At 44.0% G+C, this 24163-nt stretch carries 24 protein-coding genes and 2 pseudogenes; 11 read left to right on the forward strand and 15 right to left on the reverse strand.

Annotated elements, in window-relative coordinates:
• Window positions 1-444: 444 nt before the first annotated feature.
• On the forward strand, window positions 445-903 hold the full coding sequence (locus LYNGBM3L_RS42110) for a hypothetical protein (protein WP_131826906.1): 459 nt from the start codon (window positions 445-447) through the stop codon (window positions 901-903).
• Here LYNGBM3L_RS42110 and LYNGBM3L_RS29675 read toward each other — a convergent pair.
• Window positions 797-1519 (reverse strand): hypothetical protein, encoded by a 723-nt coding sequence (locus tag LYNGBM3L_RS29675; RefSeq protein WP_008190128.1) that lies wholly within the window; start codon window positions 1517-1519, stop codon window positions 797-799. The two genes, LYNGBM3L_RS42110 and LYNGBM3L_RS29675, sit on opposite strands and share 107 nt — an antisense overlap.
• 870 nt (window positions 1520-2389) lie before the next feature.
• Between LYNGBM3L_RS29675 and LYNGBM3L_RS29680 the strand changes: the two genes are divergently transcribed.
• The 3 genes from LYNGBM3L_RS29680 to LYNGBM3L_RS44570 all read left to right on the forward strand — a co-directional run bounded on the left by LYNGBM3L_RS29680 (window position 2390) and on the right by LYNGBM3L_RS44570 (window position 4741).
• Window positions 2390-2893, forward strand: coding sequence for a hypothetical protein (locus LYNGBM3L_RS29680; RefSeq protein ID WP_008190132.1), 504 nt, complete (start codon window positions 2390-2392; stop codon window positions 2891-2893).
• Window positions 2894-3330: 437 nt separating this feature from the next.
• Window positions 3331-4446 (forward strand): M4 family metallopeptidase, encoded by a 1116-nt coding sequence (locus LYNGBM3L_RS29685; protein WP_008190136.1) that lies wholly within the window; start codon window positions 3331-3333, stop codon window positions 4444-4446.
• Window positions 4447-4579: 133 nt separating this feature from the next.
• Window positions 4580-4741, forward strand: a complete 162-nt coding sequence (locus LYNGBM3L_RS44570) for a hypothetical protein (protein ID WP_154659957.1) — start codon at window positions 4580-4582, stop codon at window positions 4739-4741.
• Between the two features lie 156 nt (window positions 4742-4897).
• Here the strand turns inward: LYNGBM3L_RS44570 and LYNGBM3L_RS29690 are convergent, their stop codons facing one another.
• The 3 genes and pseudogenes from LYNGBM3L_RS29690 to LYNGBM3L_RS49575 form a co-directional block, all read right to left on the reverse strand.
• Window positions 4898-5671 (reverse strand): CmcI family methyltransferase, encoded by a 774-nt coding sequence (locus tag LYNGBM3L_RS29690; protein WP_008190138.1) that lies wholly within the window; start codon window positions 5669-5671, stop codon window positions 4898-4900.
• Between the two features lie 83 nt (window positions 5672-5754).
• Window positions 5755-6399 carry an iron-containing redox enzyme family protein gene (locus tag LYNGBM3L_RS29695; protein ID WP_008190140.1) on the reverse strand — a complete coding sequence of 215 codons (645 nt, stop codon included), beginning with the start codon at window positions 6397-6399 and terminating at the stop codon, window positions 5755-5757.
• Between the two features lie 510 nt (window positions 6400-6909).
• Window positions 6910-7725: pseudogene (locus tag LYNGBM3L_RS49575) on the reverse strand (IS5 family transposase); the annotation flags it as partial.
• A gap of 332 nt (window positions 7726-8057) precedes the next feature.
• On the opposite strand from LYNGBM3L_RS49575, the gene LYNGBM3L_RS42115 reads away from it, so the two are divergent.
• Both LYNGBM3L_RS42115 and LYNGBM3L_RS29710 read left to right on the forward strand, forming a co-directional pair.
• Window positions 8058-8240 (forward strand): hypothetical protein, encoded by a 183-nt coding sequence (locus LYNGBM3L_RS42115; protein ID WP_193374721.1) that lies wholly within the window; start codon window positions 8058-8060, stop codon window positions 8238-8240.
• A 193-nt stretch (window positions 8241-8433) separates the two neighbouring features.
• Window positions 8434-8820 (forward strand): SET domain-containing protein-lysine N-methyltransferase, encoded by a 387-nt coding sequence (locus LYNGBM3L_RS29710; protein WP_008190148.1) that lies wholly within the window; start codon window positions 8434-8436, stop codon window positions 8818-8820.
• A 281-nt stretch (window positions 8821-9101) separates the two neighbouring features.
• Here LYNGBM3L_RS29710 and LYNGBM3L_RS29715 read toward each other — a convergent pair whose 3' ends face one another.
• Window positions 9102-9269 (reverse strand): hypothetical protein, encoded by a 168-nt coding sequence (locus LYNGBM3L_RS29715; RefSeq protein ID WP_165691823.1) that lies wholly within the window; start codon window positions 9267-9269, stop codon window positions 9102-9104.
• Window positions 9270-9596: 327 nt separating this feature from the next.
• Here LYNGBM3L_RS29715 and LYNGBM3L_RS29720 point away from each other — a divergent pair, with 327 nt between their 5' ends.
• Complete coding sequence (locus LYNGBM3L_RS29720; protein ID WP_008190153.1) at window positions 9597-9902, forward strand: protealysin inhibitor emfourin; 306 nt, start codon at window positions 9597-9599, stop codon at window positions 9900-9902.
• Between the two features lie 440 nt (window positions 9903-10342).
• Here the strand turns inward: LYNGBM3L_RS29720 and LYNGBM3L_RS29725 are convergent, their stop codons facing one another.
• From LYNGBM3L_RS29725 to LYNGBM3L_RS29730, 3 genes are all read right to left on the reverse strand, one after another.
• Window positions 10343-12229: a hypothetical protein gene (locus LYNGBM3L_RS29725; protein ID WP_008190155.1), complete on the reverse strand. Its 1887-nt coding sequence runs from the start codon at window positions 12227-12229 to the stop codon at window positions 10343-10345.
• A 16-nt stretch (window positions 12230-12245) separates the two neighbouring features.
• On the reverse strand, window positions 12246-12392 hold the full coding sequence (locus tag LYNGBM3L_RS46210) for a hypothetical protein (RefSeq protein WP_154659958.1): 147 nt from the start codon (window positions 12390-12392) through the stop codon (window positions 12246-12248).
• A gap of 133 nt (window positions 12393-12525) precedes the next feature.
• Window positions 12526-14283, reverse strand: coding sequence for a sodium:solute symporter family protein (locus tag LYNGBM3L_RS29730; protein WP_008190157.1), 1758 nt, complete (start codon window positions 14281-14283; stop codon window positions 12526-12528).
• Between the two features lie 395 nt (window positions 14284-14678).
• On the opposite strand from LYNGBM3L_RS29730, the gene LYNGBM3L_RS29735 reads away from it, so the two are divergent.
• Window positions 14679-15590, forward strand: a complete 912-nt coding sequence (locus LYNGBM3L_RS29735) for an Rpn family recombination-promoting nuclease/putative transposase (protein WP_008190158.1) — start codon at window positions 14679-14681, stop codon at window positions 15588-15590.
• A 50-nt stretch (window positions 15591-15640) separates the two neighbouring features.
• Complete coding sequence (locus LYNGBM3L_RS46215) at window positions 15641-16258, forward strand: hypothetical protein (RefSeq protein ID WP_008190161.1); 618 nt, start codon at window positions 15641-15643, stop codon at window positions 16256-16258.
• Here the strand turns inward: LYNGBM3L_RS46215 and LYNGBM3L_RS29745 are convergent.
• The 5 genes from LYNGBM3L_RS29745 to LYNGBM3L_RS29755 all read right to left on the reverse strand — a co-directional run bounded on the left by LYNGBM3L_RS29745 (window position 16214) and on the right by LYNGBM3L_RS29755 (window position 21574).
• Window positions 16214-19093 (reverse strand): AAA-like domain-containing protein, encoded by a 2880-nt coding sequence (locus tag LYNGBM3L_RS29745; RefSeq protein ID WP_008190163.1) that lies wholly within the window; start codon window positions 19091-19093, stop codon window positions 16214-16216. The genes LYNGBM3L_RS46215 and LYNGBM3L_RS29745 overlap by 45 nt on opposite strands.
• A gap of 152 nt (window positions 19094-19245) precedes the next feature.
• Window positions 19246-20625 (reverse strand): AAA-like domain-containing protein, encoded by a 1380-nt coding sequence (locus LYNGBM3L_RS29750; RefSeq protein WP_008190168.1) that lies wholly within the window; start codon window positions 20623-20625, stop codon window positions 19246-19248.
• A 246-nt stretch (window positions 20626-20871) separates the two neighbouring features.
• On the reverse strand, window positions 20872-21000 hold the full coding sequence (locus LYNGBM3L_RS49095; protein WP_008190170.1) for a hypothetical protein: 129 nt from the start codon (window positions 20998-21000) through the stop codon (window positions 20872-20874).
• Window positions 21001-21071: 71 nt separating this feature from the next.
• Window positions 21072-21206, reverse strand: coding sequence for a hypothetical protein (locus LYNGBM3L_RS49100; protein ID WP_267872111.1), 135 nt, complete (start codon window positions 21204-21206; stop codon window positions 21072-21074).
• A gap of 134 nt (window positions 21207-21340) precedes the next feature.
• Entirely contained in the window at window positions 21341-21574 is a 234-nt protein-coding gene (locus LYNGBM3L_RS29755; protein ID WP_008190172.1) for a hypothetical protein, read from the reverse strand.
• 935 nt (window positions 21575-22509) lie between these two features.
• Here LYNGBM3L_RS29755 and LYNGBM3L_RS29760 point away from each other — a divergent pair.
• A complete protein-coding gene (locus LYNGBM3L_RS29760; RefSeq protein ID WP_008190174.1) occupies window positions 22510-22800 on the forward strand; it encodes a TRADD-N-associated membrane domain-containing protein in 291 nt (96 codons plus the stop codon).
• A 63-nt stretch (window positions 22801-22863) separates the two neighbouring features.
• On the opposite strand, the gene lexA is transcribed toward LYNGBM3L_RS29760, so the two are convergent.
• Window positions 22864-23496: a transcriptional repressor LexA gene (lexA, locus tag LYNGBM3L_RS29765; protein ID WP_008190176.1), complete on the reverse strand. Its 633-nt coding sequence runs from the start codon at window positions 23494-23496 to the stop codon at window positions 22864-22866.
• 144 nt (window positions 23497-23640) lie between these two features.
• On the opposite strand from lexA, the gene LYNGBM3L_RS44580 reads away from it, so the two are divergent.
• Complete coding sequence (locus LYNGBM3L_RS44580) at window positions 23641-23904, forward strand: hypothetical protein (RefSeq protein ID WP_154659959.1); 264 nt, start codon at window positions 23641-23643, stop codon at window positions 23902-23904.
• On the opposite strand, the pseudogene LYNGBM3L_RS29775 reads toward LYNGBM3L_RS44580, so the two are convergent.
• Window positions 23890-24163: pseudogene (locus LYNGBM3L_RS29775) on the reverse strand (ornithine carbamoyltransferase); the annotation flags it as partial. The gene LYNGBM3L_RS44580 and the pseudogene LYNGBM3L_RS29775 overlap by 15 nt on opposite strands.

Here is a 24163-nt window from a genome sequence, read left to right on the forward strand (position 1 = left end):
AAACTTCCGAAAACGCACCACCAATTAACTGAACACACCTATCGGCTTGGGATGGATAGCAACCCAAGCAAAGGGAATTGGTCTAAATTTAAATTCGGCATTCATGGCAGTAAGCTCTTTTAGGATAACTAAGTTGCAGGTTGCAGGTTAAAGGTTAGAGGTTGAAGGTTACAGGTTAGAGGTTGAAGGTTAAAGGTTAGAGGTTGAAGGTTACAGGTTAGAGGTTACAGGTTACAGGTTAGAGGTTGAAGGTTACAGGTTGAAGGTTGCAGGTTGCAGGTTTAAGGTTGCAGGTTTAAGGTTACAGGTTGCAGGTTGCAGGTTGCAGGTTGCAGGTTGCAGCTTGAAGGTTAGAGGTTGAAGGTTACAGGTTAGAGGTTACAGGTTACAGGTTAGAGCTTAGAGGTTACAGGTTACAGCTTTCAGGTTATTAACCCTTCAACCTTGGCCAAAGGCCACGCTACGCGAACAACATTAAAACCAAGCTTGGCCAAAGGCCACGCTACGCGAACAACCTTGGCCAAAGGCCACGCTACGCGAACAACCTTCAACCCAACCTTGGCCAAAGGCCACGCTACGCGAACAACCTTGGCCAAAGGCCACGCTACGCGAACAACCTTCAACCCAACCTTGGCCAAAGGCCACGCTACGCGAACAACCTTGGCCAAAGGCCACGCTACGCGAACAACCTTCAACCCAACCTTGGCCAAAGGCCACGCTACGCGAACAACCTTGGCCAAAGGCCACGCTACGCGAACAACCTTCAACATTCAACCTTCAACATTCAACCCCACCTTCAACCTTCAACCCAACCTTCAACCTTCGTTGTCTTTTCACCTGAGCCGAGTTGGGCACGAACAAACTGTGTCCGCCGCTCAGTTAATAGCAAACTCAGAGCCATGACGAATTCAGAGGCACTACCGACAAGGGTCCCAACTCGAGAAATCGGTACAGCATTGCCAATTAGGGCAACCAAGGTTCCCACAAATAGCCATGGCCATTTCAGCCTTACCCAGATGCCGATACCAATCAGCAGCACGAACAAATTGACCAAAATTGTTACAATTGGTGGAGCACTCACTTCCGCTACTGTGTAGCGCAAGGTGCCAGCAAAGGTGACTGGAACCAATTCTAGGCCAACAAACTGGGTCGCCACTTCAAACCCACCCAGTCCTAGGGCAAGCACCCAGGAGAAAACTCGTACAATTGTATTAGCCCAAACTGCTCCAGCGCGGTGAGCTAGCTCAACAGCAATTACAATGAACAGCGGCACTACTAAGAAGTGTAATAGGAAGCGCACCATACTCAGTGATTTCAGGAGATCTCCTTCACCAATCAGGCTCCCCATGGCCAGAACTAGATTGTCATAGCTAATGCTTGCTAGCACAATTGGCAGCACAATCATGGCCAGACTAGTTGAGCGACGCCACAGGCGAATCGCCCATGCCAGTAATACCCATTCCACCAAAGCAAGACTGAGATGGCCAAGGGGATAAATTTTTAACAAACTTTTAGTCATGATGTTCCATAAACTGAAACAATATCTAAGCTTGGTCGTGATAAGTCGTATAGCTCTCAAAAACGTGACCCACCTATGCAAGACCGGCTTATGGGTAAGAGTATTGATCCTCGAATAGCATTTACCCTTATTTACCAGTTAATTGATTTCAATTCATTGTTGCAAGTTCCTGGATTGATAAATTTACGTTAATTAATAAATCGCAAGATATTGTATTCAAATCCGACATCACCATTCAGCTCTTAGCTAAGATAAGACAATGCTGGATCAATAAAGAGAGTCAGCCCTAATCGCTTTTTCAAATAGGGCACTTTTTCGAGACCCGGTTTGGCAGGGCAGAGTTCTGTTACCCTTCAGAAATAGTTGATAGCTGATCAGCCTTGGGCTGAATGGTTACCATAGGATTACAGTCACGGTTAGGATCTTGAGGATTTTTCGGTTTATTCTTATGTCAATTAAGATAAAATACTCTAAAATAAGTAGGGTAAAATAAGTAGGTGCGAAAAGGTTACCATCACCAGCATTGAGCTGGTGGGATTATTCCCTATAGGTTTAAGCAACTCTCTCTCTCCTAAAGGGGACAGTGTTGCTTCTAATGCAAGTAATTCAAAAAAAATAGCAGGAAGACAAGGAGTAACTAACTCGATAACTTCAGATAATTTCAATTGAAGAACGATCGGGTTTTTAGCCCGTTAGTGCTTTGATTGCTAAGTTAAACTTAAGCTAATGCGCTACGCGCACGCTACTTGAGGTGCTATCAGCTATCAGCTATCAGCGAACGGGTGACCCCTGACCCCTGACCACTGACTACTGACCACTGACGGCTGACGGCTGACGGCTTACATTTACACCGACTTGGGGTGGTCAATCATGACGAAATCGAACGGATTAGCTTTAGTCTCAGGGTTCATCAAACTGATTATCATTTGTAGTCTGATTCAACCGATGCTCGGTTGTACTCAAGCAACGGAAAATTTGAGTAAGGCGGATTTAAATCAAGAGATTCAAGCAACAGAAAATTTGGTTAAGGCGGATTTAAATCAAGAGATTCAACTTCATATCGATCAGATGGCCTTAATGGAATCGAAAACGATGCAAGTTAAGGTTCTGGATATAGTAGAGGATTCCAGATGCCCAGTTGATGCGGTTTGTGTGCAGCCAGGACAAGTCACCATTGCCTTCGAGGTTGTTAAGGAAAACTCACAACCAGAGGAGGTTGAGTTAACCCTGAGAGCAGCCCAAGAAAATTTAGCCGTTAAAAATTTTGATGGCTATTCCATGATATTAAAAAATGTTGAACCCTTGCCAATGACTAATCAGGAAAAAATAATACAATCCGACTATATTGTAACGATTGTTGTATCAAAGAGTTAAAAGCTCGGAAATCTAACCTATAATGTAATGCTGATTTGGGTATCGATTTTTTCAATCGAGACACCACAGATAAAGGCGTTGCTGATTTGGGGGGATGTTTTATGAAACGGTGAAACAGGGTGAAGAGACTGGAAGTAAGGAAAGATAGAACAGACTTAATCATCCGACCAATAAGCAATGCCATAAATCAGAAACTGTTTTGAGTTGACTTCGCTATGATTAAAAGTGGCTGGCAAGGTTTCCAAGGTGTTGCTTCTGGCAATAAAACTTGGCAATAAAACCTGAGCTAGCAAGGGCGATCATAGTAATAGCAAAAATACTTAAATACTACTATGCCTACCAAGATAAACCATCACCACCATCACCACCATCACCACCATCACCACCATCACCACCATCACCACCACAACCCTCTGCACTGTATTGTTCCGGCGTATATGCTGCGGGAAGTTTCAGAACAGGGAAGCCCTATGCAGCGAGAACGGGCATTGAGCGCCCTAGTGGAATCTGGTCAGTTCCGTGGGGTGCGCCAGGAATTAGCTGACTTCTCCACACGACCCAGTTCCCGAGAACCAGGAGCAGCAAAACAACGGGTGATCTGCCATGCAGACTACCAAACTCGTTTACCTGGCCGTCAAGTCCGGGGGGAAGGAGACCCGGCCACAGGTGACACAGCAGTAGATGAAGCCTACGATGGTTCTGGAGCCACCTTTGATTTATATCGTGACATATACGAGCGGAACTCGATTGATGATCGAGGGGTGGTGTTGACCTCAACCGTTCATTATGGGCGCGGTTTTGACAACGCCTTCTGGAATGGTCAACAGATGACCTATGGGGATGGGGATGAAGATTTGCCAGAAGAGGAGAGACTCTTCAATCGCTTTACTATCGCCATCGATATTATTGGTCATGAGCTGACCCATGGGGTGATCCAATATGAAGCAGGACTGGTCTATCGGAATCAACCAGGTGCTCTCAACGAACACTTCGCTGATGTGTTCGGAATCCTAGTTAAGCAACGGACACTGAACCAAACTGCTAGTGAATCGGATTGGGTGATTGGAGCTGGTCTGTTTACTGAGAATGTCAATGCTAAAGGCATTCGCTCCATGAAAGAACCAGGGAGTGCTTATAACGACCCCAGACTAGGTAAAGACCCTCAACCAGGTCATATGAGAGACATCTACACCGGGTCTCAAGATAATGGTGGGGTTCATATCAATTCTGGTATCCCCAACCGAGCCTTCTACATTGCTGCTCTGGACATTGGTGGATACGCTTGGGACAAGGCCGGTTGGATCTGGTATCTTACCTTGAGGGATAAGCTGGGTTCCACCTCAGATTTTAAGGATGCTGCCAGAGAGACATACAAGGTGGCAGGTGACCGATTTGGTGTTGGCAGCCTGGAACAAAAAGCTGTCCGTAAAGGTTGGGAAGAGGTAGGTGTTGAGATTATTGAAAAGCCTCCGGCACCTCAACCCTCTGAACCCCCAGGATGCTCCGCAGGTGCGCCAGACTTTATCAGGTCTTTTTTCACCCCCTCCTCTTAAGGTTAGGAAATTCTTTAGGGTGCGTTAGGGAAGGGCTCGCCCAAATTTTCCGCCTTTTCGGGCCTGGCAAAGTCCGTCCAGTAACGCACCATCCATAGGCTCAGATTTTGGCATTGCTGAATAGTGGAATGATTTGAATAGTTTTGTGGAACGGGCATCAGGCGTGGAACAGGCATCTTGCCCGTTATCAATATTTCCGGACAGGCAGGATGCCCACCCTACTCATAATCATTCGAAGATTCAGCAATGCCAAAAAAATGGTAGTGGTAAAGATGTAGTGATTTGGCTACGGTAAGCGTCAAGGTTTCGGGGATTAAAATCACTACTTTTGTACCACTACCGAAAAAAGATGTAAAATCACTACTTCTACAGGACTACTAAACTCCCCCCATAGACGCTCGCAACCCTGCCAGGAGTCATCTCACCTTGAGATTGAGGTTTTTAACAGATTTTACAACATTCTTTTGATGATTGAATTCCAACATTTTGAACCGTTATATCCAAAAATGTCTTGGTAAAAAGCATCAATCTTGTAAGTGTCTTTATACTGCATCAAAAATCTACTAACCTCTCTAATCTTGTCACTCTTAACATCACCAATATCTTCAAAGTTTTCATCCCAATACTTCCAGCACTCTAGATTGGTGTCCTCAATAATAATATAGTCTCCAGCATGTCCATGAGAATGAAAAGTGCTTAAAATCCCAGAGACATTGACATGAGCATCTTCAATAATTAGCCAGGGATGATCTAATTCAGAAAGCATTTTGGCAGAAAATAATTCCTCAATTTTGTTGACATCACCCTCAATGAAAGTGATGCGATCGTCTTGTTGTGATTTCTTGTCTAAGAAGGCAAGATTAATGTCAACAGAGTAAACCTGGCATGGAATCTCAAAGATCTGCAGATGATCAGCGATCCAGACAGCACTACCGCCTGTAAACGCCCCAATTTCAATGACTACTTTAGGTCTTAGTTCGTACAGAAGCATTGGGTAAATCACCATTTCCAGAGCACTCTTCCAAATAGGAATTTCCTTCCAATGCTGTTTGTAGCTACTTTCAATTAGAAACGGCCATATATTAGATGGCAAATCGCAACAATCTTTTCGTGCATCAATGTCAATAAATCGATCAGATGCAGACATCTCCCGTTGAGGTAAATTTTCTTCTTTAAGGCTTTTATATCCAAATTTATCTGACATTGTATCTACCTGTTTATTCATAGTTCGATATCTTTGTTGCGCAGAAAATATAAAAAAATATTTTCAGTTATCTCCAGATGTGAGCAGTTTAATAATAAAGGAGCTTACAGTGGATTCAGAGAAGCATTATTTTGCAAAGCATCAATAAACATACTGACAAAGCGTCTCTTGTCTCCCATACCGCCTTTAATCATTAAGTCTGCGAATCGCTCATTTATGTGCTCTTTCACACATTTCACAGCAGCTTCGCCATGTTGTTCATCTTCTTCACAATGTAGTTGCAACCATCTACACTCTTCTGCTTTTAGTTTGAGTCTTTCGCGCATAGTTTTCGCACAGGAGTTTAGGTAACTTATAAGATACTCTATAACGACATTCATACCCAAATACTCTATTACTTTTTCATCTGAAAAGTTGCTCCAATAGGCATGATAGCCTGCTGTTAACTTCGATTCTGGTTCAAGCTTATAGCCCAGTGCTTTAAGATCTCGTATTGCTAATATATCGTGATCAGCCTCGTCTCTGGCGAGATGAATATATAGCATTTTCATGGCATTAGTAGGAGCTGCCTCAGCTGCTCTTAACAGTTGTGTTTCGCCAGGAGCAGAATAATGATAAAAAGTCGACACAAGGTGGATGTAGTTAGTTCTGGTAGCCAAATCAAAGGCTGCTGCTATTTCTTTAGCGCCCTCCTGGGCAATACAATCCAGTGTTTGAACAGTCTTTTCTGCCAGACCACTGTAATTCATATTTGCTCCTTCTAATCTTGGTTAACTTAACATTCTATACTAGCAGGACTTACGCAAAAACACCAGACATGGGGTATTCTCAGATCTTGCACCTAATGACAGAGAACTCACAACCAAGGTCATCTGCTCGCTGGGGAAGGCATAGATGCCCAGGGTAATCGCACTTAACTTTAGATCAGATTTACTTGACAAAAAGGCTTTAATACTTGCTCTGAGATTGTAGACAATATTGGTTCAATCGTGCTCCACTAGCTAATATCGTCTCTCCTTCGGTTAATTGCCATGACTAAAGGATTTGCACCAGGGTCTAGCTCAACACCAACATCCAGTTCGAGGCCATCTGATCCTGTTAAAAGGGTCAAACGCACCATTATCGATGAACTCAAGAACTTAGATGACCCCAGAACAAAGCGTAAACCAGACCATCTGCTGGTAGATAGTAGACCTCTTGCAAAAGTAGCGATCGCTAAATTTTTTCTTTGTCCTTCGGACAGGCTTCGCCAACAAACAAAGTTCGTAGTTGTATATAGCAGCAATTAAATTAAAGCGCAAACCAAATCTTTTTCTTCTGTTACGATATCGCTCTGAAAATATTTTAAATATTTTGATATTCCGATAGACATGTTCAATCACAATTCTTTGTGAAGCTAGCTGACGATTCTCTTCTTTTTGGAGAGGTGATAATTTACTCTTGGGAGGTTTTTTATGAGGAATATGACTCATTTTATGTATTTTTTGAATTCCTTGATATCCCTGATCTGCCAGACATTTAGTTTTTACCGAGAGATTAGTTTTACTCTTTTTGAACAAATTAAAATCATGTTCTTTTCCTTTACCGTAAGCAATACAGATTATCTCTTTGCTATTTTCATCAATGATAACTTGAGATTTTAAGGTGTGCTTTTTCTTCTTACCACTGTAGGACTTTTTCGGTTTTTTTTTGGACGCTCAATCGGAGTTTCCGTTACATCAATAACTGCTATCTCGATTTGGTTACCTGATTTCAATAATTGTTTTTTTCCTGGAATTCTAAATTCGAAGGACTTAATTAAAATATTTTCTATAGACCCGAATTATTCGGTACACTGTTGATTCATTCAGTCCCCAATGTTGACCAATATGAAAGTAAGTTCTGTATTCTCGTAAGTATTCCAGGGTCATCAATACTTGATTTTCTAGACTCAATTTGGATGGTCTCCCGGTTTTTGTCTTCTGTTTTTCATTTTCTTCTACTAATTTCACCATCTGAGTAAAAGTCTCAATTCTTACCCCACAAAGGCGTTTGAACTCCTGGTTAGTTAAATCTTTAACTTTTTGATAGGTCATTATTTTCCCTTATACTGACCCATTTATATCTTTTTTATTGGACTTTTGCAAGAGGTCTATTGTAGCGATTGGGATCAAGCGCCACTTTAGCTGGAGCAGATAATATGGTGGCGGTCGCTACCTAAGGCCCGCGAAGAATACGAGTGGTTAGCCACCTTGTCTTGATGCAAAGCGCGAGTGGTTTGAATTTACCGTAAGACAGTTGAGCCTTAATCAATAAGTTTTACCCCTTTTCTGCATAGCCTACCAACCATAAAGGCTCAACTGTCTAAGGTTTTGTCTCCGGGGGAAACCCCCGCGTGAAGGCGCTGCATCGCTTTTGGAGTTGCCAAATGGGATACCGTCTCACGACACGACGCTCGCGAGTGTTTGCCCTGATTGACCCAGAACAGTTTCATGACTTTTTATTGCGCTGGATAGAGTATCTTACGGATCAATTAGATATCAAGCTGATTTACATCGATGGGAAAACCTCTCGTGGCTCTTACGACCGTCAAAGTAAGCTCAAAGCCTGACCTAGTGTGAGTGCTTGGAGAATAGAATGAAAAATGCTGTAAAGTAAATTTTCATGAATAGTAAGTATTAAAAAAAATATTGCCATGCTGTGCTGTATGGTACTATTTTAAGTAGATTTCATAGTATAATAATAAAATGGTAAAAGCATTATTTTCATGCCTACTTTGTTAAACTTATCGAAGTACTATATCAATGATTGAAGTTAAATTTTTTGATAAAAAAGAACGAGGAATTGTATCAACAAAACTGATTACCAAAGACACATTGATTGAGGCTGCCCCAGTGGGATCATTTCCTGCCGAACAATGGTCAATTATCAATAAAACTGAAGTGTTTAAGTACTGCTTCGTAATCCCTGCAGAATATGAAAAAAAACAAAATGTGGGCGGTTATATTGCCTTTGGTCTTTCATCCCTATGTAATCATTCGGAAACCCCCAATGCTTATATCAATTGGGTTAAAGATGAGATTGGTCTATGGGCACATTTAATCGCATCGAAAGATATTCAGCCAGGGGAGGAAGTTTTGCTTTTATATACCAACATTGATCAATATTCTTTAGCTAATAAATTTATTTGAGTTATTGTTTAGAGGATATCTGAAAAGTTTTTTGATACTGAATTTTGCCCCCCTAGCCCCCCAATTCTGGGGGGAACAAGAATCCATTTGTTGGTAAAAGTCCCCCAAAATTGGGGGATTTAGGGGGCTTGAATGTAGCAAATGAGACTTCTCAGACAACCTCTTAAACCAGAATAGTACTTTTTTAATGCTTAAAACAAAGCAATCACAGATAGACAAATGGGCATTCCTGAATCAAGTAATGAATATGAGTGAGGTGGGCTCCTGCCTGTCTGAAAATATCAGAAACGGGCAAGATATCCATTCCACAGAACTCTTAAAATCATTTCATTATTAAGCAACGCCTCTTCAGGCTTGGTTGGCACAGGCTGAATGGTAACGGGCAAGATTCCTGTTCCACCCCTGATATCTGTTCCACCCCTGATCACCATTGCACCCATAATTTCCATTCCACCCAGCGGGTCAAACAGCATGCATTGAAATGCACCCAGTGCCTGTTATGGCGCTACGCGCAAGGCATGCATGCTAAATTGACTACAACAGCTTTTAAGCTTGTATCAATGTCAAACACCTTAATGGGTAGTCTTATACCGATGGAGCCAGTTTGCGTTCGCGTAGCGTGGCCAACGGCCAATCGCGAAGCGGTTCTTTTCGAACATCGCGTTTTTACCCACTGCCCACCCTAGGATTAATCTGTAGGATTAATCACTACAATTAATCCTTATAATTAATCACAATGGTCTAAGCAAGATTTTAGTAGTAAAGACGGGGGTGTTATGAAAATACACTTTGAGCGTACTGGCGGTTTTATGGGGATGAATATGGCAACTGAGGTTGATACTGAATCCCTATCGCCAGAAGAAGCTGATCAGCTGCAAGCCATGATTAATACTAATAGTTTCTTTGAGCTACCAGCACAGCTGATGTCATCAACACCGGGTGCAGATCAGTTTAGCTACAAACTGACCGTAGAAGTTGCTGGACGGAAAAAAACTGTGGAAATTGGTGATACAGCAGTTCCAGAGATGCTGCAACCTTTGCTAAGACGGTTGACAACGATGGCAAGGTCAACTTTGAAGTAAGAATGAAGAATTAAGAATTTAGAATGAAGAATGAAGAATTAAGAATTAAGAATGTAGAATTAAGAATGTAGAATTAAGAATTTAGAATTTAGAATCTGGGGGGGTGAGATGCAAGCAAGCTTAAATCGTTACTGGGTAGTAATTTTAGCCCATAAGTGATCAAAAGATACATGCTGTTTTGGGCTGACATTTGACATAGTGATAAGGCTCCCTCGCTTCCACACAATCAAAGTCGGGTTAGTTTCCGAGTGTATCTTACCTGAGCTCATTGGCGTCAAAGCCTTATATACTACTAAGCTTTTTAGGGCTCATGTCACCCCCCGAGATGTATAATTCTAAATTCTGCATTCTAAATTCTGCATTCTACATTCTACATTCTAAATTCTGCATTCTAAATTCTGCATTCTACATTCTACATTCTACATTCTACATTCTACATTCTAAAATAACGTAGTCGGAGCATAGGGGATAATATCAGGATCGAATCCCCCCACTTGATTAGTGCGGATAACCCAAAGTTTAGCGCCATGGTTTAACAAAAGACTAGCGATTTCATCATGACCACGTCGCGGTAGTACAGTCCGCCAGCTAGCAAGTCCTCGGAGGATCGACATAATTGGACTGTCACTAGCAGCAACTCCCACCAAGGTTTCAGAATTTTCCTTCCAGTCACTACGAACAATTCCTAGGGGAGTCAGCTGTTGTTCTAGTGCTTGTCCCAACTCGGATAATTGTTGAAATCGCTGAGTTTGGGGATGATCTGGATGACTGTTCAACCACTCTTGAATTTCAGGATTGTCATTCACTTCATCTTCTATCTGTTGGATGGCTACATAAAGCGCTTGATTGGAGTCTTGCACACAGGACTCTGCTGGTGAAGCCAATGCTGCACCGTCACCATCCCCCGTGCGGTAGCGAGCCATCATGACTTGTAACTGATGCTTCAATTCATCCAAAGGTGATAGTTTAATATCACCAAACTCGTAGTCTTGGGTGACAGCATCCAATTTAACAATCACATCAGAAACAGGTCGATTGCCTAACCAACCCCGCTGCAAATTTCCCATATAGTTCGGCCATTTGATTGACCCTGCAATAATGCCATCGGGGTTACTAGCATAAACTTGCTGGTACTCTATATCAAAGCGTAATTCATCGCTTAATGGGTCACGCACTACATGAGCAATACCATAGGCAAAGTGACCGCTTACCATATTAAAAAGGACACGTTCATCTTTTTTATTACCACCAATTCCCCCATAAAGATGGATGACAATTCCCCGGTCTCCCTCCTGCCAAGGGGATATCGCAGCGTCTGGTTGTTCAGCTAAAGGATCCAGCAGAACTGTCTTGGCAGTACCTTTTTGCTGTTCGGTATTTTCCCAATTTTTTTCCTTAATGTAAGTTACCCCTTCCTCAACTCCCAAAATTACTTGATCTGGCTCTAGCATCATCAAAGCCCTAGGTTCAATCCCTTGGGTAACAAAAATGCCGTCAGGATCCTGAGCACCATAAATATACCAACCAGCGCTATTTAGAGGAGAGTCTTCAATCTGGGAATTGGTAGATCTAGGGATGTCATACCGGTCAGCCACCACTTGAGGAATACGAATAATTTCTTGAGGTCCATCAAATTGTTTTGAGTCTTTATTAAAGTGAGATACTTGAAAGCGATCGCTTTCAAGTGTCTCCCGCTTAATAATGGTAACCAAGCCATAGAAGCGACCGGTAATTTGCACTGGGTCTTCGGCAATAGTCAAAGATGTCGTTGTTTCTGACTCAGTCACAACTGGATTGTTTACCATGACAATCACATTATCGTCAGGTCTGGCTGCAGCCAAAGATTCCAGGGGACCTACCCGATTCAGATGATTTAATCGAACCGGATGCATAGCGCCCCCTGTCATGCTATCTTCAGTGGTTTGATTAAAATTAATATCTATGGTAACTCGCTTCACATAGTCTTGGATCCCTGGAGCATCCTTACTCCATCCTAAGGTCACAATCTCTCCTACCAGATGCTGATACTCCGGAGCAGCATGGTAGACTTCAAACAGTACGGAATCATCAGTTGTTCGTTCATCCTTTTGCAGCTCGATCAGTCGTCCTATCCACTCACTAACGGGTTGATAAAGACTTGATGATAGGGTCTGATTGATGGGATAATAGCTAGGTTGATTAATCTGATCGTTACGACAAAGTTCGTAGTTAGATGGTTTCGGTTCGGTCATTTTTTTCTGGGCTTGAGAGTAGATAAAAAATACCACCCCGATTACTAAAATTAGGATAACCAGGACGATTACCAAAGGGTTTTGGAGATTTACCATTATTACTATGGTTTTTTTAAGGGAACAGGGAACAGGGAATCGGGAATCGGGAATCGGGAATCGGGAGTCGGGAATCGGGGTAATAAAATTGACTGTACCTGATAATTATGACAACCGCTTTAATAGTATAGTCCTTGCAATTACCTATCTCCAAACTTCTCATAATTTCCTATCTTTCCCACACTCCCCACACTCCCCACACTCCCCTTTCTCCCCACACTTCCCACACTTCCCACACTTCCCACACTCCCCTCTTGCCTCTTGCCTCTTGCCTCTTGCCTCTTGCCTTTAATCCCCTACTCCCTACTCCCTTTAATCTGACGCAACCACATCCATCCTAGAACGGCTATTACCAGAGAAACCCAACCGGTCAAGGGCTTTAGCAACAAAAATCCTCCAATGGCTAACATTGCTCCAAACATTAGCAATATCGATGCCAGCACCCGTTTTAGATCGTGTTCCAAATCCTGGATTGGGGCTAAACCGGTGCGAAGCTGCTGACGTTTCCAGCCAGGCCCTGCTGGACGCACCCGTCGATAAAATTCATCTAAGGTGGTATCAGATTCTGGTGGAGTGAGCAACATTACCACTACCCACAACACACCAGTAATTCCAGCTGTTACTAGCAGACGCCAACCAAAGTCAGGAATCTGAATAACTGGCACGACACTAGTACCAAACCCGACTACAAAACCAGCAACCATGGCGGTTAGTTCAGCAGCAGCATTAATCCGCCACCAGAACCAACGTAACATTAACACTAATCCCGGTCCGGTACCAATGGCAATTACTAACCGGAACACCGTGGCAACGTCTGTGGCAAAGAAGGCGGCAATTGCTCCTAAAACCGTGACCAGCACTGATGCAATCCGCCCCACTAAGACCAGTTCCGATTCTCTGGCCTGGGGATGAAAAAAGCGCAAATAGAGGTCATTAGTGAGATAGGAGGCTCCCCAGTTAATGGAGGTAGACACGGTACTCATAAATGCGGCAATCAGGGAGGTTACCACTATCCCGAGCATGGCTGGTGGCAGAAAATCTAGCATCAGTTTGGGATAGCCCAATTCCCGGTCTGCCAAATCTGGATAGATTACCATTGCGGCTAGGGCAACTAGGATCCACGGCCAGGTCCTGATTACATAGTGAAAGATATTGAATAGCCAAGCGGCTTTCTCGGCATCTGCTTCATTTTTGGATGCGGCCAGGCGCTGGACAAATTCACCACCGCCATCACTGCGACGCCATGCCCACCATTGCAGGAAGATATAGGCAGAGAATGTGCTAGCACTGATGCCAGCGGTTTCACTCCAACTAATCCCTCCGGAACCGACAGTGAGGGGAAAAAAGGCTAGTACATCCTGTTGGGTGACTTCCTGCACTTTTGGGATTAGTTGATGAATACCACCGACATGGTTAATGGCAACTACAGCAACTATCATTGCTCCGAGTAGGGCAAAAAAGAATTGGAAGAAATCTGTAGCTACTACGCCCCACAGTCCAGCAAAGCCAGCGTAGACTAAGACTAGAATACTTATTCCTAATACACTCCAGAGTTTTACACTACTGGCTTCGGGCGCAATACCAAGGCTTTGCCAAATTTCTAGAGCACCTACTACTTTGACCATGGCTAGCATGGCATAGCCAATGGCAATACAGTTGATTGGTACCGCAAACAGAAAGGCTTTGGTTCCCCGTAATAGGGCAGCGATGGAGCCACCATAACGGATTTCGGTGAGTTCGGCATCCGTAACAATTTCTGAGCGTCGCCACATCCGGGCAAAGATGTAAATCATGATCAGATGGGATATGCCAAAACTCCACCATTCCCAGTTGCCCGCAATGCCTCGATTGCCAACTACCCCGGCAATGTAGAGGGGGGTATCTATGGAGAAAGTAGTGGCAGCCATACTGGTACCGGCTAACCACCACGGGAGCGATCGCCCCGAAACAAAGAAATCCACAAGACTGCCAGAAGCCTTGCGAGATAGGTATAGTCCTAATCCGAGGGACAAGACTAAGTAGACTAGGACAATCAGCCAATCAACGAGTTGCATAAATTCCGGTTGCTGGTCACGGATTGAGATATCATATCAGATTCGGACGGGATCCCCCTCCCGTCCCCCTGATTAAGGGGGAAGCCAGTGCGTAGGGTGCGTTAGGGGCGGGCTTGCACTCATTTTCCGCCTCGTAGTGTTGGGATAGCCCGTCCCGTAACGCACCGCCAGTGTTGGGACGGGCTCGCACTGATTTTCCGCCTCGTAGTGTTGGGATAGCCCGTCCGAAAATTGCCACAGGCTGGAAGCCTGTTCCACGCCTGATGCCCGTTACACCCACAGGATCAAACAGCAAACGTGAGATGCACCCCAATAGGCAATAGGGGCAACAGCTCCAGAGTTTTTTAGTAAAATCAAAGAGATGCACCCAATCCGGAAATAGGGAGATATTTGATATGGTTTTCCCCTTGCCAGATAAATACATTGACCTGCTCACGGATTTCGGATTTAAGCGCGTCTTTGGCACTGAGCCCAACAAAGCACTGTTGATCGATTTCTTGAATACTCTGTTGCCTCCTCACCATCAGATTCAGGATGTCACCATTAAGAATCCGGAGTTCTTGGGTAACACTTTAGTGGACAGAAGAGCGATTTTCGATATTTATTGCCAGAGCACAACCGGTGAACGTTTCATTGTGGAAATGCAAAAGGCAAAACAAACGTTCTTCAAAGACCGCAGTGTCTACTATGCCACTTTCCCGATCCAAGAACAGGCGCAACAGGGAAATTGGAATTATAAGCTAACGGCAGTCTACACTGTCGGTATTCTGGATTTTTGTTTTGATGACCATAAGCAGGATTCAGAACTGTTGCATGTGGTAGAGCTAAAAAATCAGCGGTGTGAAGTGTTCTACGATAAGTTGAAATTCATCTATGTGGAACTACCAAAATTTACTAAATCTGTTGATCAACTAGAAACCCATTTTGATAAGTGGTTATTTTTATTGAGGCATCTCGCCAGCTGTAATGCTCCCCCTGAACCGTTGCAAGGGAATGTGTTTGCCCAGCTATTTGAGGTGGCCGAGATTGCCAATTTCTCCTCTGAGGAGCAAGCCCTGTACCAGGATAGTCTGAAGGTGTACCGGGATATGTACAGTGTTAATCAAACCTTAATTCAGGAAGGTCTTGAACAAGGTAGACAAGAAGGTCTCGAACAAGGTAGACAAGAAGGTCTCGAACAAGGTAGACAAGAAGGTGAACAAGCAGGTATACAAAAGATTGCTAAACAGATGAAGGCAGCAGGGTTACCCCTGAAGGATATTGCTGAATATACTGGGTTGAGTGTGGATGACATTAATCAGTTGTGAGCGAGCCTCTGAATATCACCGTTAAGTCTCTGAACCTCAACCTTTAGTATTTGAATATCAACCATGAGTATCTGAACCTCGACCTTGAGTATCTGAACCTCGACCTTGAGTATTTGAATACCGTTGTTGAGTATCTGGACCTCGACCTTGAGTATTTGAATACCGTTGTTGAGTATCTGAACCTCTCCGTCGAGTATTTGAATATCGTCTTCGAGTATTTGAATATCGTAGTTGAGTATCTGGACCTCGTGGACGAGTATCTGGACCTCGTGGACGAGTATCTGGACCTCGACCGTGAGTATTTGAATACCGTTGTTGAACCTCTGAGCCTCGTGGACGAGCCTCAGAGCCTCAACGTTGATGATTTGAGTACCGTGGTTGAGCCTCTGAGCCTCAACGTTGATGATTTGAATACCGTGGTTGAGCCTCTGAGCCTCAACGTTGATGATTTGAGTACCGTGGTTGAGCCTCTGAGCCTCAACGTTGAGTATTTGAAGATAAACGTTGAGCCTCTGAGCCTCGTGAACGAACCTCTGAACCTCGACGGTGAGTATTTGAATACCGTTGTTGAGCCTCAGAGCCTCTTGCCTCTTGCCTCTTGCCTGTTCCCTATTCCCTATTCCCTATTCCCTGTTCCCTGTTCCCTTTTCCCTCTGGCATACCCATAACTTCTCTTTAGCTTCAGGATGCCTAACAAAGTAATCTTCCAGCAATTCACAGCCCCTAGCGAGCAGATCACCTAAACTTTCAACCTTCCAAATTATGACAGTGCCGTCCAATGAAGCAGTGGTAAGGGTCTTTCCATCCGGGCTGAATGCTAGACTATATACCTTGTGCTCATGCTCTGTGAGCCGGGCTAATTGATTGCCCTGTAAGTCCCAAATTCTGGCCGTGTTGTCCAATGAAGCCGTGGCCAGCCTCTGTCCATCCGGGCTGAATGCTAGACTTGATAACCTGTCCTGATGCCATTTGAGCACGGCTAATTGATTGCCCTTTTTGTCCCAAATTCTGGCAGTTTTGTCCTCTGAAGCCGTGGCCAGCCTCTGTCCATCCGGGCTGAATACTAGACTTGATACCTTGTGCTCATGCCCTTTGAGCACGGCTATTTCATTGACCTGTAAGTCCCAAATTATGGCAGTTTTGTCCAATGAAGCCGTGGCCAGCTTCTTTCCATCCGGGCTGAATGCTAGACTTGATACCTCGTCCTGATGCCCTTTGAGCAGGGCTAATTGATTGCCCTTGTTGTCCCAAATTATGGCAGTGCCGTCCCTTGAAGCCGTGGCCAGCCTCTGTCCATCCGGGCTGAAGGCTAGACTTGATACCAAGCCCTGATGCCCTGTGAGCAGGGCTAATTGATTGCCCTTGTTGTCCCAAATTATGGCAGTGCCGTCCCTTGAAGCCGTGGCCAGCCTCTGTCCATCCGGGCTGAAGGCTAGACTTGATACCCTGTCCTGATGCAATTTGAGCACAGCTAATTGATTGCCCTTTTTGTCCCAAATTCTGGCAGTGTTGTCCAATGAAGCCGTGGCGAGCCTCTCTCCATCCCGGCTGAATGCTACACTCGTTACCTCGTCCTGATGCCCGGTGAGTAGGGCTAATTGATTGCCCTTGTTGTCCCAAATTCTGGCAGTGCCGTCCCTTGAAGCAGTGGCCAGCCTCTGTAGATCCGGGCTGAAGGCTACACTCGTTACCTCGTCCTGATGCCCTTTGAGCTTGGCTAGTTCATTTCCTTGTAAGTCCCAAACTTTAGCAGTCGGATCCCATGAAACAGTGGCAATCTTTTCTCCAGAAGGACTAAATTCTACACTAGTTACCTTGTCCTGATGCCCGGTGACCACCGCCCGTTCTTGGAATTTACTAATACTCTGCTGGAGGGCATATAGAGGACTGATAGCAGGATAATGATCCAGGGGGCGACCATCTTTAACGAGATTATCTAGCTTTTGCCCAGTCTCCATTGCCTCATACAAAAGCTTTTCCCTTTCTGTACTGGTGTCGTAGTAAACATTATCCTGTAACTGTCGTAAAATATCATTCCCTTGCTGTTCCAGTTTCGTGGCTAATTTGGCTTCCTGTATTTTTTCTGTAGCTTTGATATTAGTGACCACCGCAACACTTGCTGCAAGTAAGGACAAACCCATTACAATTCCCCCTATGCGTATGGTTCGCTTAGCTTTCTCTTGAGCCTTGGCTAATATCTTACTAGCCTCTTTCTCAGCGGCCAAAGCCTTTTGTACTTCTCGCTTGTCTAAAACCTGACTAGCTCTTAAGAACTGGGAATCCCAATCGCTTAAGGCTTTTCCACTAGACCATTGTTCCGCCTGCTCTAATGCTTTCCCCCGCAACAGTCGAGATTCATCCTTACACCCAGAATCAACCCAAGCGGTAAAAGCCTCAGCGTAGGGGCGCAGTCTGGCCAATTCTTTGTTGACCCAATCGCAATTGAAAACCTCCGGATAAATCCGGTTGTTAACCTTTAAACAGCCATGACACTCAACCACCAGCCCCGATAACCTTAATTCCGTCTGTTCCTCACTGCCATCCGCAGGTATGCTGCCCTGATCCAAGACTTGCTGATACAAACCCAACAGCCTCCCAGCCCGTTGCTCATTTCTGAGAATGCGATCGCGTATAGTCTTCAAATGCTCCGGTTCATCCTGGGTTTCCCAATTTTCAATGATCTGGGTACGCACTATCTGTTCTACGGAAAGACTATTTCCCGATGCCCAGGTCTCGACCACCAAACGACACAACCGCTGAGTCAGAAAGGGTTGTCCCCCCGTCCAGTTTACTATCTCACCTAAAACCTGTTCAGGATTATCCACCTGGCCTACCAAACCCAGAACCAAAGGCTCTTTGGCTTCCTGAAAGGTAAACCCAGTTAACTGAATATCCCGACCAATATTAAAGGGGGTGCGCTGTTTATCCTGAATTAAATCTGCTGCAGTTGCCACCCCGAGCAAACAAAACCTTAGACGATTGTAGGCTGGATTTTCGGATCTTTGATTATAACACGCCCTAATTAAGGCAAATAAATCATCTTTAAACGTAACTTTAATAATACTATCAATTTCATCGAGAAAAATAACAATCGGTTGACTTATTTCTTCTAGGATAACCGACTCAATAAACTCATCTAACCACTGCACTGGTGATAATTGTTCACGCTCTTTTAACCAAGGGATTAGCTTGATTTTTTCCTTTAATTTAAAACTAGTAACCAGACTTCTCATCAAACTACCATACCACTGCTGGGAGGTTACTTGATTGCCAATCCTGGTCACATCAATAGAGGCACAAGCTACTCCCGCCTTTGTTAGCTTTTCCATGGTTCGTAGCCGCAAACTGGACTTACCCATCTGTCGGGAGTTCAGCACATAACAAAACTCCCCAGCCATCAATGCCTGATAAAGCTCGTGATCAGCTTTTCGGGTCACATAAGTGGGCTCATCTTGAGCTAAACTCCCCCCTACTTTGTAGATTGTTGATTGTTGATTGTTCATTGTTGAATAGGGAACAGGGAATAGGGAACAGGGAACAGTGGGAAGTGTGGGAAGTGTGGGAAGTGTGGGGAGATGGGGGAGTGATGTCAAAGTCCCCCAGAATTGGGGGATTTAGGGGGCATTGATGTCAAAGTTTCCCATAATTGAAGGATTTAGGGGGCATTGCCTAAGTCCTGTTCCTGCTGTGTTGATAATAATGATATTACCCCGACTCCCGACTCCCGACTCCCGACTCCCTGCTCCCTATTCCCTAAAATGCGATCGCTAAAATACTGACGATACAAATTACATCTCAAACTACAATCATTCCCATGGCGTTGAACCAGTCCCATACTTTCCAACTTGCGAGTTATATTAGCATCTAGGCGCACCGGCTTGGCTGTACTAACTAATAGTTTAACAGCGTCCAGCAATTGGGGATGCTCTTGAATACTAGTTAAGAGTGAGAGCAGATGACTGCGATAAATTCCTGCTTCTGTGGGGGCTAAATCCAAAAATTTATCCAGGGTATTTTCTACTGCTTGGTGATTATTCATATGATAAAAAGCTTGGGACAATAAATAGGGATGTCCCCCAACCATTGCCATCAGCTTGGTTATTGAATCCACAGATAAGGTCAACCCATAACTCTCGGCAAACTCGTTAACCTGCTGAGCATTAAACTCTAGTAACTCTATAGGTACTCCCACATTAAACGGCGACTTATTGATATCTAAATCAATATAAATTTCCGTGGCATGACCCACCACCAAGCGCAGTTTTTCCCAACTATCCTCAAACTTACCACTCTCATGCCAACTACGGAGCAAGGGCAGAAATCCTTCCGCAATCTCTTGATGCTGAAACACTCGATCAAGGTCATCCAAGCACAACACTAATGGACTTTCTAAAGAGTCTAACAAATACTCTTCAAAGTAGGCCGTGCAGTTGTCTACACTGGTAAAAAAACTATCATCCCAATAGGTCTGCAACTGATTGGCCAATTTCAGTTTGTTACCAACTTGTCCACAAAACGACTTTAAAAATATATCTAAATTAGTGAAATCTAGCCCATTCATGTTTAAGTAAACCCTGCCATAAACCTGTTTTTGGTCATGGGCGATAATCTTATGAATCAGTAAGGTTTTGCCCATCAGTTTCGGCGCTTTAATCCGAATTAACGCTGCTGGTTTAACAATTTCCTGATAACAACGAGCTTCCATGGGTGGGCGCTCAATATAAATCTCTTGATCAGCTCTAGGTCGAGACGATGACAACCCGCACTCTTTTAATACTTGTTCAGCCACTAATTCCGGCTTATAGGTATTAACGATTTCAACTAAGTCACAACGACTCTTACAACCGTTAGCTTCAATATCAAAGTCTTGATAGATTTGTTGAATATGCTTTCTTACACTAGAGTCATGAGTGGCATCTAGCACTTTGTATTGGATTTCTTTATCTTTCTTGCCGCCCACCACCGCCTCCAACACTTGTCGCCTTTTCCAAGGCATGGTCTTGAATTTTTCCTGGAAGGCTTCTTTACTAATCATAGGCGATCGCTGCTTGTGCCCTAGGTAGTCCTATAGTTAGTTTAAAGTATTGTTGATGATTTCATCAAGATAGAGACAATAATTTCACGAAGTTTTTTTTAGCAGTGAAAAAATAATCACCGAGATTTTCTTGGAGTTTCACTAATGTGAAGATGTGAAGAGCCGTGAACTAACGTGAAGTTTGTTCGTAAGCATTCAGCTATCAGCTATCAGCTATCAGCTATCAGTTTATGCGCTACGGGCACGCTACGCGAACAGCCAAAGGCCAACGGCTGACCGCTGACCGCTGACTGCTGACGGCTGATAGCTTACCAAAAAAAATTCGGTCAAGTTTTGGTTAAGCAATTCTTGACCGAATTCTAATATATAAGCCATTACAAGTATTGCTGAGCTAATCAGCTGATCAGCTATCAGCTGATTAGCAATCAGTTATCAGCTATCAGCTATTAGCCATTCGCGTAGCGTGGCCAAAGGCCAAGGCTGACGGCTGACCGCTGACGGCTGACGGCTGACCGCTGATCACTGACCACTGACCACTGAATGCTTACCTCAGCAACTGATCCAAAACAACAACATTCCAACTTCTAACTCAGTAAACTAACCTCCACAAAACAAATTTCACTGATGGTCGCCAGGGCGTCAAAACCCTGTCTTGATGCAGTCGCTCATGGGGGAAACCCCCAAGACCGCGCTGCATCGCTGGCAAATTACTATCCTAGTCTACATAAAAATAGCGAATCAAGCTGCTCATAACCTCACCGGGCTTACCGGTAGGCTCGGGAGTGCTCCACTCGTCGGGATAGGCGTACTTAAGGCCATAAATGGCAAGAATTGTCTTCCGAACTTGTTCAGGAGAACCAACCAATAAGTGCTTGACTTTCTTACGTTTGCGACCAGGGTTTTCTGGGGTGTTATTGTCATCGGAGTTAGGCGGAATGTTGTTGGTCATGAATCGTGACTCGTGTAAATTGATTATATTATTAATATATTTATAAATTAATCATTTGTCAAGGTATTTAGAGATTTTTTTTTATTACGAAATATGGAGATTGTGGAGAGTGAAATAAATCGTATAATCGTAGGGTGGGCAGTGCTTGATAGCAATTTCAAAGCTTGTAGTAGCTTTAATTGGCACTGCCCACCAGCAGAAAATAAATTGTAAAATATAGTAAAATGAATCGTAAGTTAAAATGAATCGTAGGGTGGGCAGTGTTCCTATATTTTTTTTTAGCTTGTAGTCAGTAAAATGAATCGTAGGGTGGGCAGTGCTTGATAGCAATTTCAAAGCTTGTAGCAGGTTAAATCGGCACTGCCCACCAGCAGAAAATAAATTATAAAATAGTAGTTGTATAAATTTTTGCTAAAATGAATCGTAAGGTGGGCAGTAATCATACCAATTTAAAAGCTTACCATCGGGATTATACTTACTGCCCACCCTACATCAACTACTCTGCCCACCAACAGAAAATTAATTGTAAAATAGAGTAAAATGAATCCTAGGGTGGGCAGTAATCATACTAATTCCAAAGCTTACCATCGGGATTATACTTACTGCCCACCCTACATCAACTTCTCTGCCCACCAACAGAAAATTAATTGTAAGATAGAGTAAAATCAATCGTAAGGGGGGCAGTAATCATACTAATTCCAAAGCTTACCATCGGGATGATACTTACTGCCCACCCTACATCAACTACTACCTATTCCCTAGTTTCACGATTTTTTAGAAAGCAGTGAACAACTAATCACGGAGATATTTTTTGATATTCACCAATAGTAAAAATCGTGAACTAAGTGAACTTTGAAATCACAAATTACTAATATTAATTTATTGAGCCTATAGTTGGAGATAAGAGGGTTACTCAACTAAAGGCTGAATAAATCATGTCTAAATCAAACAAAGAATCTGACCCAGAAACCACCTACTTTAACGAGCGCATTCGTCAAGCCAAGCTTGCCTTTAACTTGCTTGTCGGGGCTACAATTATAAGCGGGATTGTGGGTCTAATCGGGGCAGGATTATTAATGTCCAACAAGCTATCTGATGGAATAGTTACTACCAGTGTGGGATTAGCATCAAGTATGCGTTTTGTTAAGCTAGCTAAGGATGCTAATGACCGGCTAGATGAAGCGATTAGAGAAGCAGAAGAGGAAGATGATAATGAAGAGTCGTAGAGACTAATTATAGCCCAGGGAATAGGAAACCCTGTTCCCTATTCCGGACAACTGTTGGGAAGTCTAATGTATCGCTGCTGGTGTTAGATGCTGCTCATATCCCCGCCAGACACCAACTAATACTCCTTGAACCTGAACATGTTTTGCCATCACTTCTATGGGGTGGTACTTAGCATTAGAGGGTTTGAGAGTAACTTTGTGACCCTTACGATAGAAACGTTTCAAGGTTGTACCATGTCCATCCACCCGTGCCGCTACAATTAGACCATTCTTGATGTCATCGGGATCAGGCACTGGTCGCATAATCACCACATCCCCTTCTGTAATTAAATCTTCGATCATGCTGTCTCCAGTAACCCGCAGAGCAAAGTTACCTGGTTGGTGGAAGAAGCCAGATATATTCAACTCCTCAACTGTGTCGGTGAAGGGTTCCACTAGGCCCCCGGCTGCGATCGCTCCTAAGACAGGAACTCCCAAATTAGAATGCCGCAGCAGCCTAATCGTCCGGGCTTTTCCTTCCGTCCAATCAATATATCCCTTACTACGCAAATGTTCCAGCCTACTCTGAATCGGTGCTGGTGAGCGCAAGTTCATTGCTCTCATCATTTGCCGGATCGAAGGGGCATGGTGTGACACCCGAATATAATTAACCAGCCAATCGTAGAGTTCTTGTTGAGCAGATGTGAGGTTTTCCATAAGACTCTTGACAAAAAATGGTCGTTCTTAGTGATTGCTCTATAGAACATTGGTACTATCAACTATTGTCATTTGTCCAGAGTATTGTTCGGTTTTGGAGGGTGGTAAGTGTGTTAAGTGTGGGGAGATGGGGAGAAACCGGAGATGGGGAGAAACCGGAGATGGGGAGAAACCGAAGATGGGGAGAAACCGGAGATGGGGAGTCATAGCATTTTTCCTAGCTATGAAGTAAACAGGATTTTTTCCCGATTCCCGATTCCCGATTCCCGATTCCCGATTCCCGTTCCCCTCCTGGGAGGGGTTAGGGGTGGGTTCCGACTCCCGACTCCCGACTCCCTACTCCCGATTCCCGATTCCCTACTCCCGATTCCCTATTCCCTATTCCCTTACCATTCACTCAACCCCTAAAAGACTGACCAGTAAAGCTTTTTGAGCATGTAAACGGTTTTCGGCCTGGTCCCAAACACGCGATCGCGAGCCTTCGATTACCTGGTTTGTAATTTCTTCTCCCCGGTGAGCGGGTAAACAGTGGAGTACAATTGCTGATGGGTCGGCATGGTCTAACAACTGTTGATTAACTTGATAAGGCTCAAAAATTGGAATTCGCTCCTCAGCTGAAGCTTCCTGACCCATACTTGCCCAAACATCAGTATAAATACTTGAGATT

This window comes from Moorena producens 3L, assembly GCF_000211815.1.
Taxonomy (GTDB): Bacteria; Cyanobacteriota; Cyanobacteriia; order Cyanobacteriales; family Coleofasciculaceae; genus Moorena; species Moorena producens.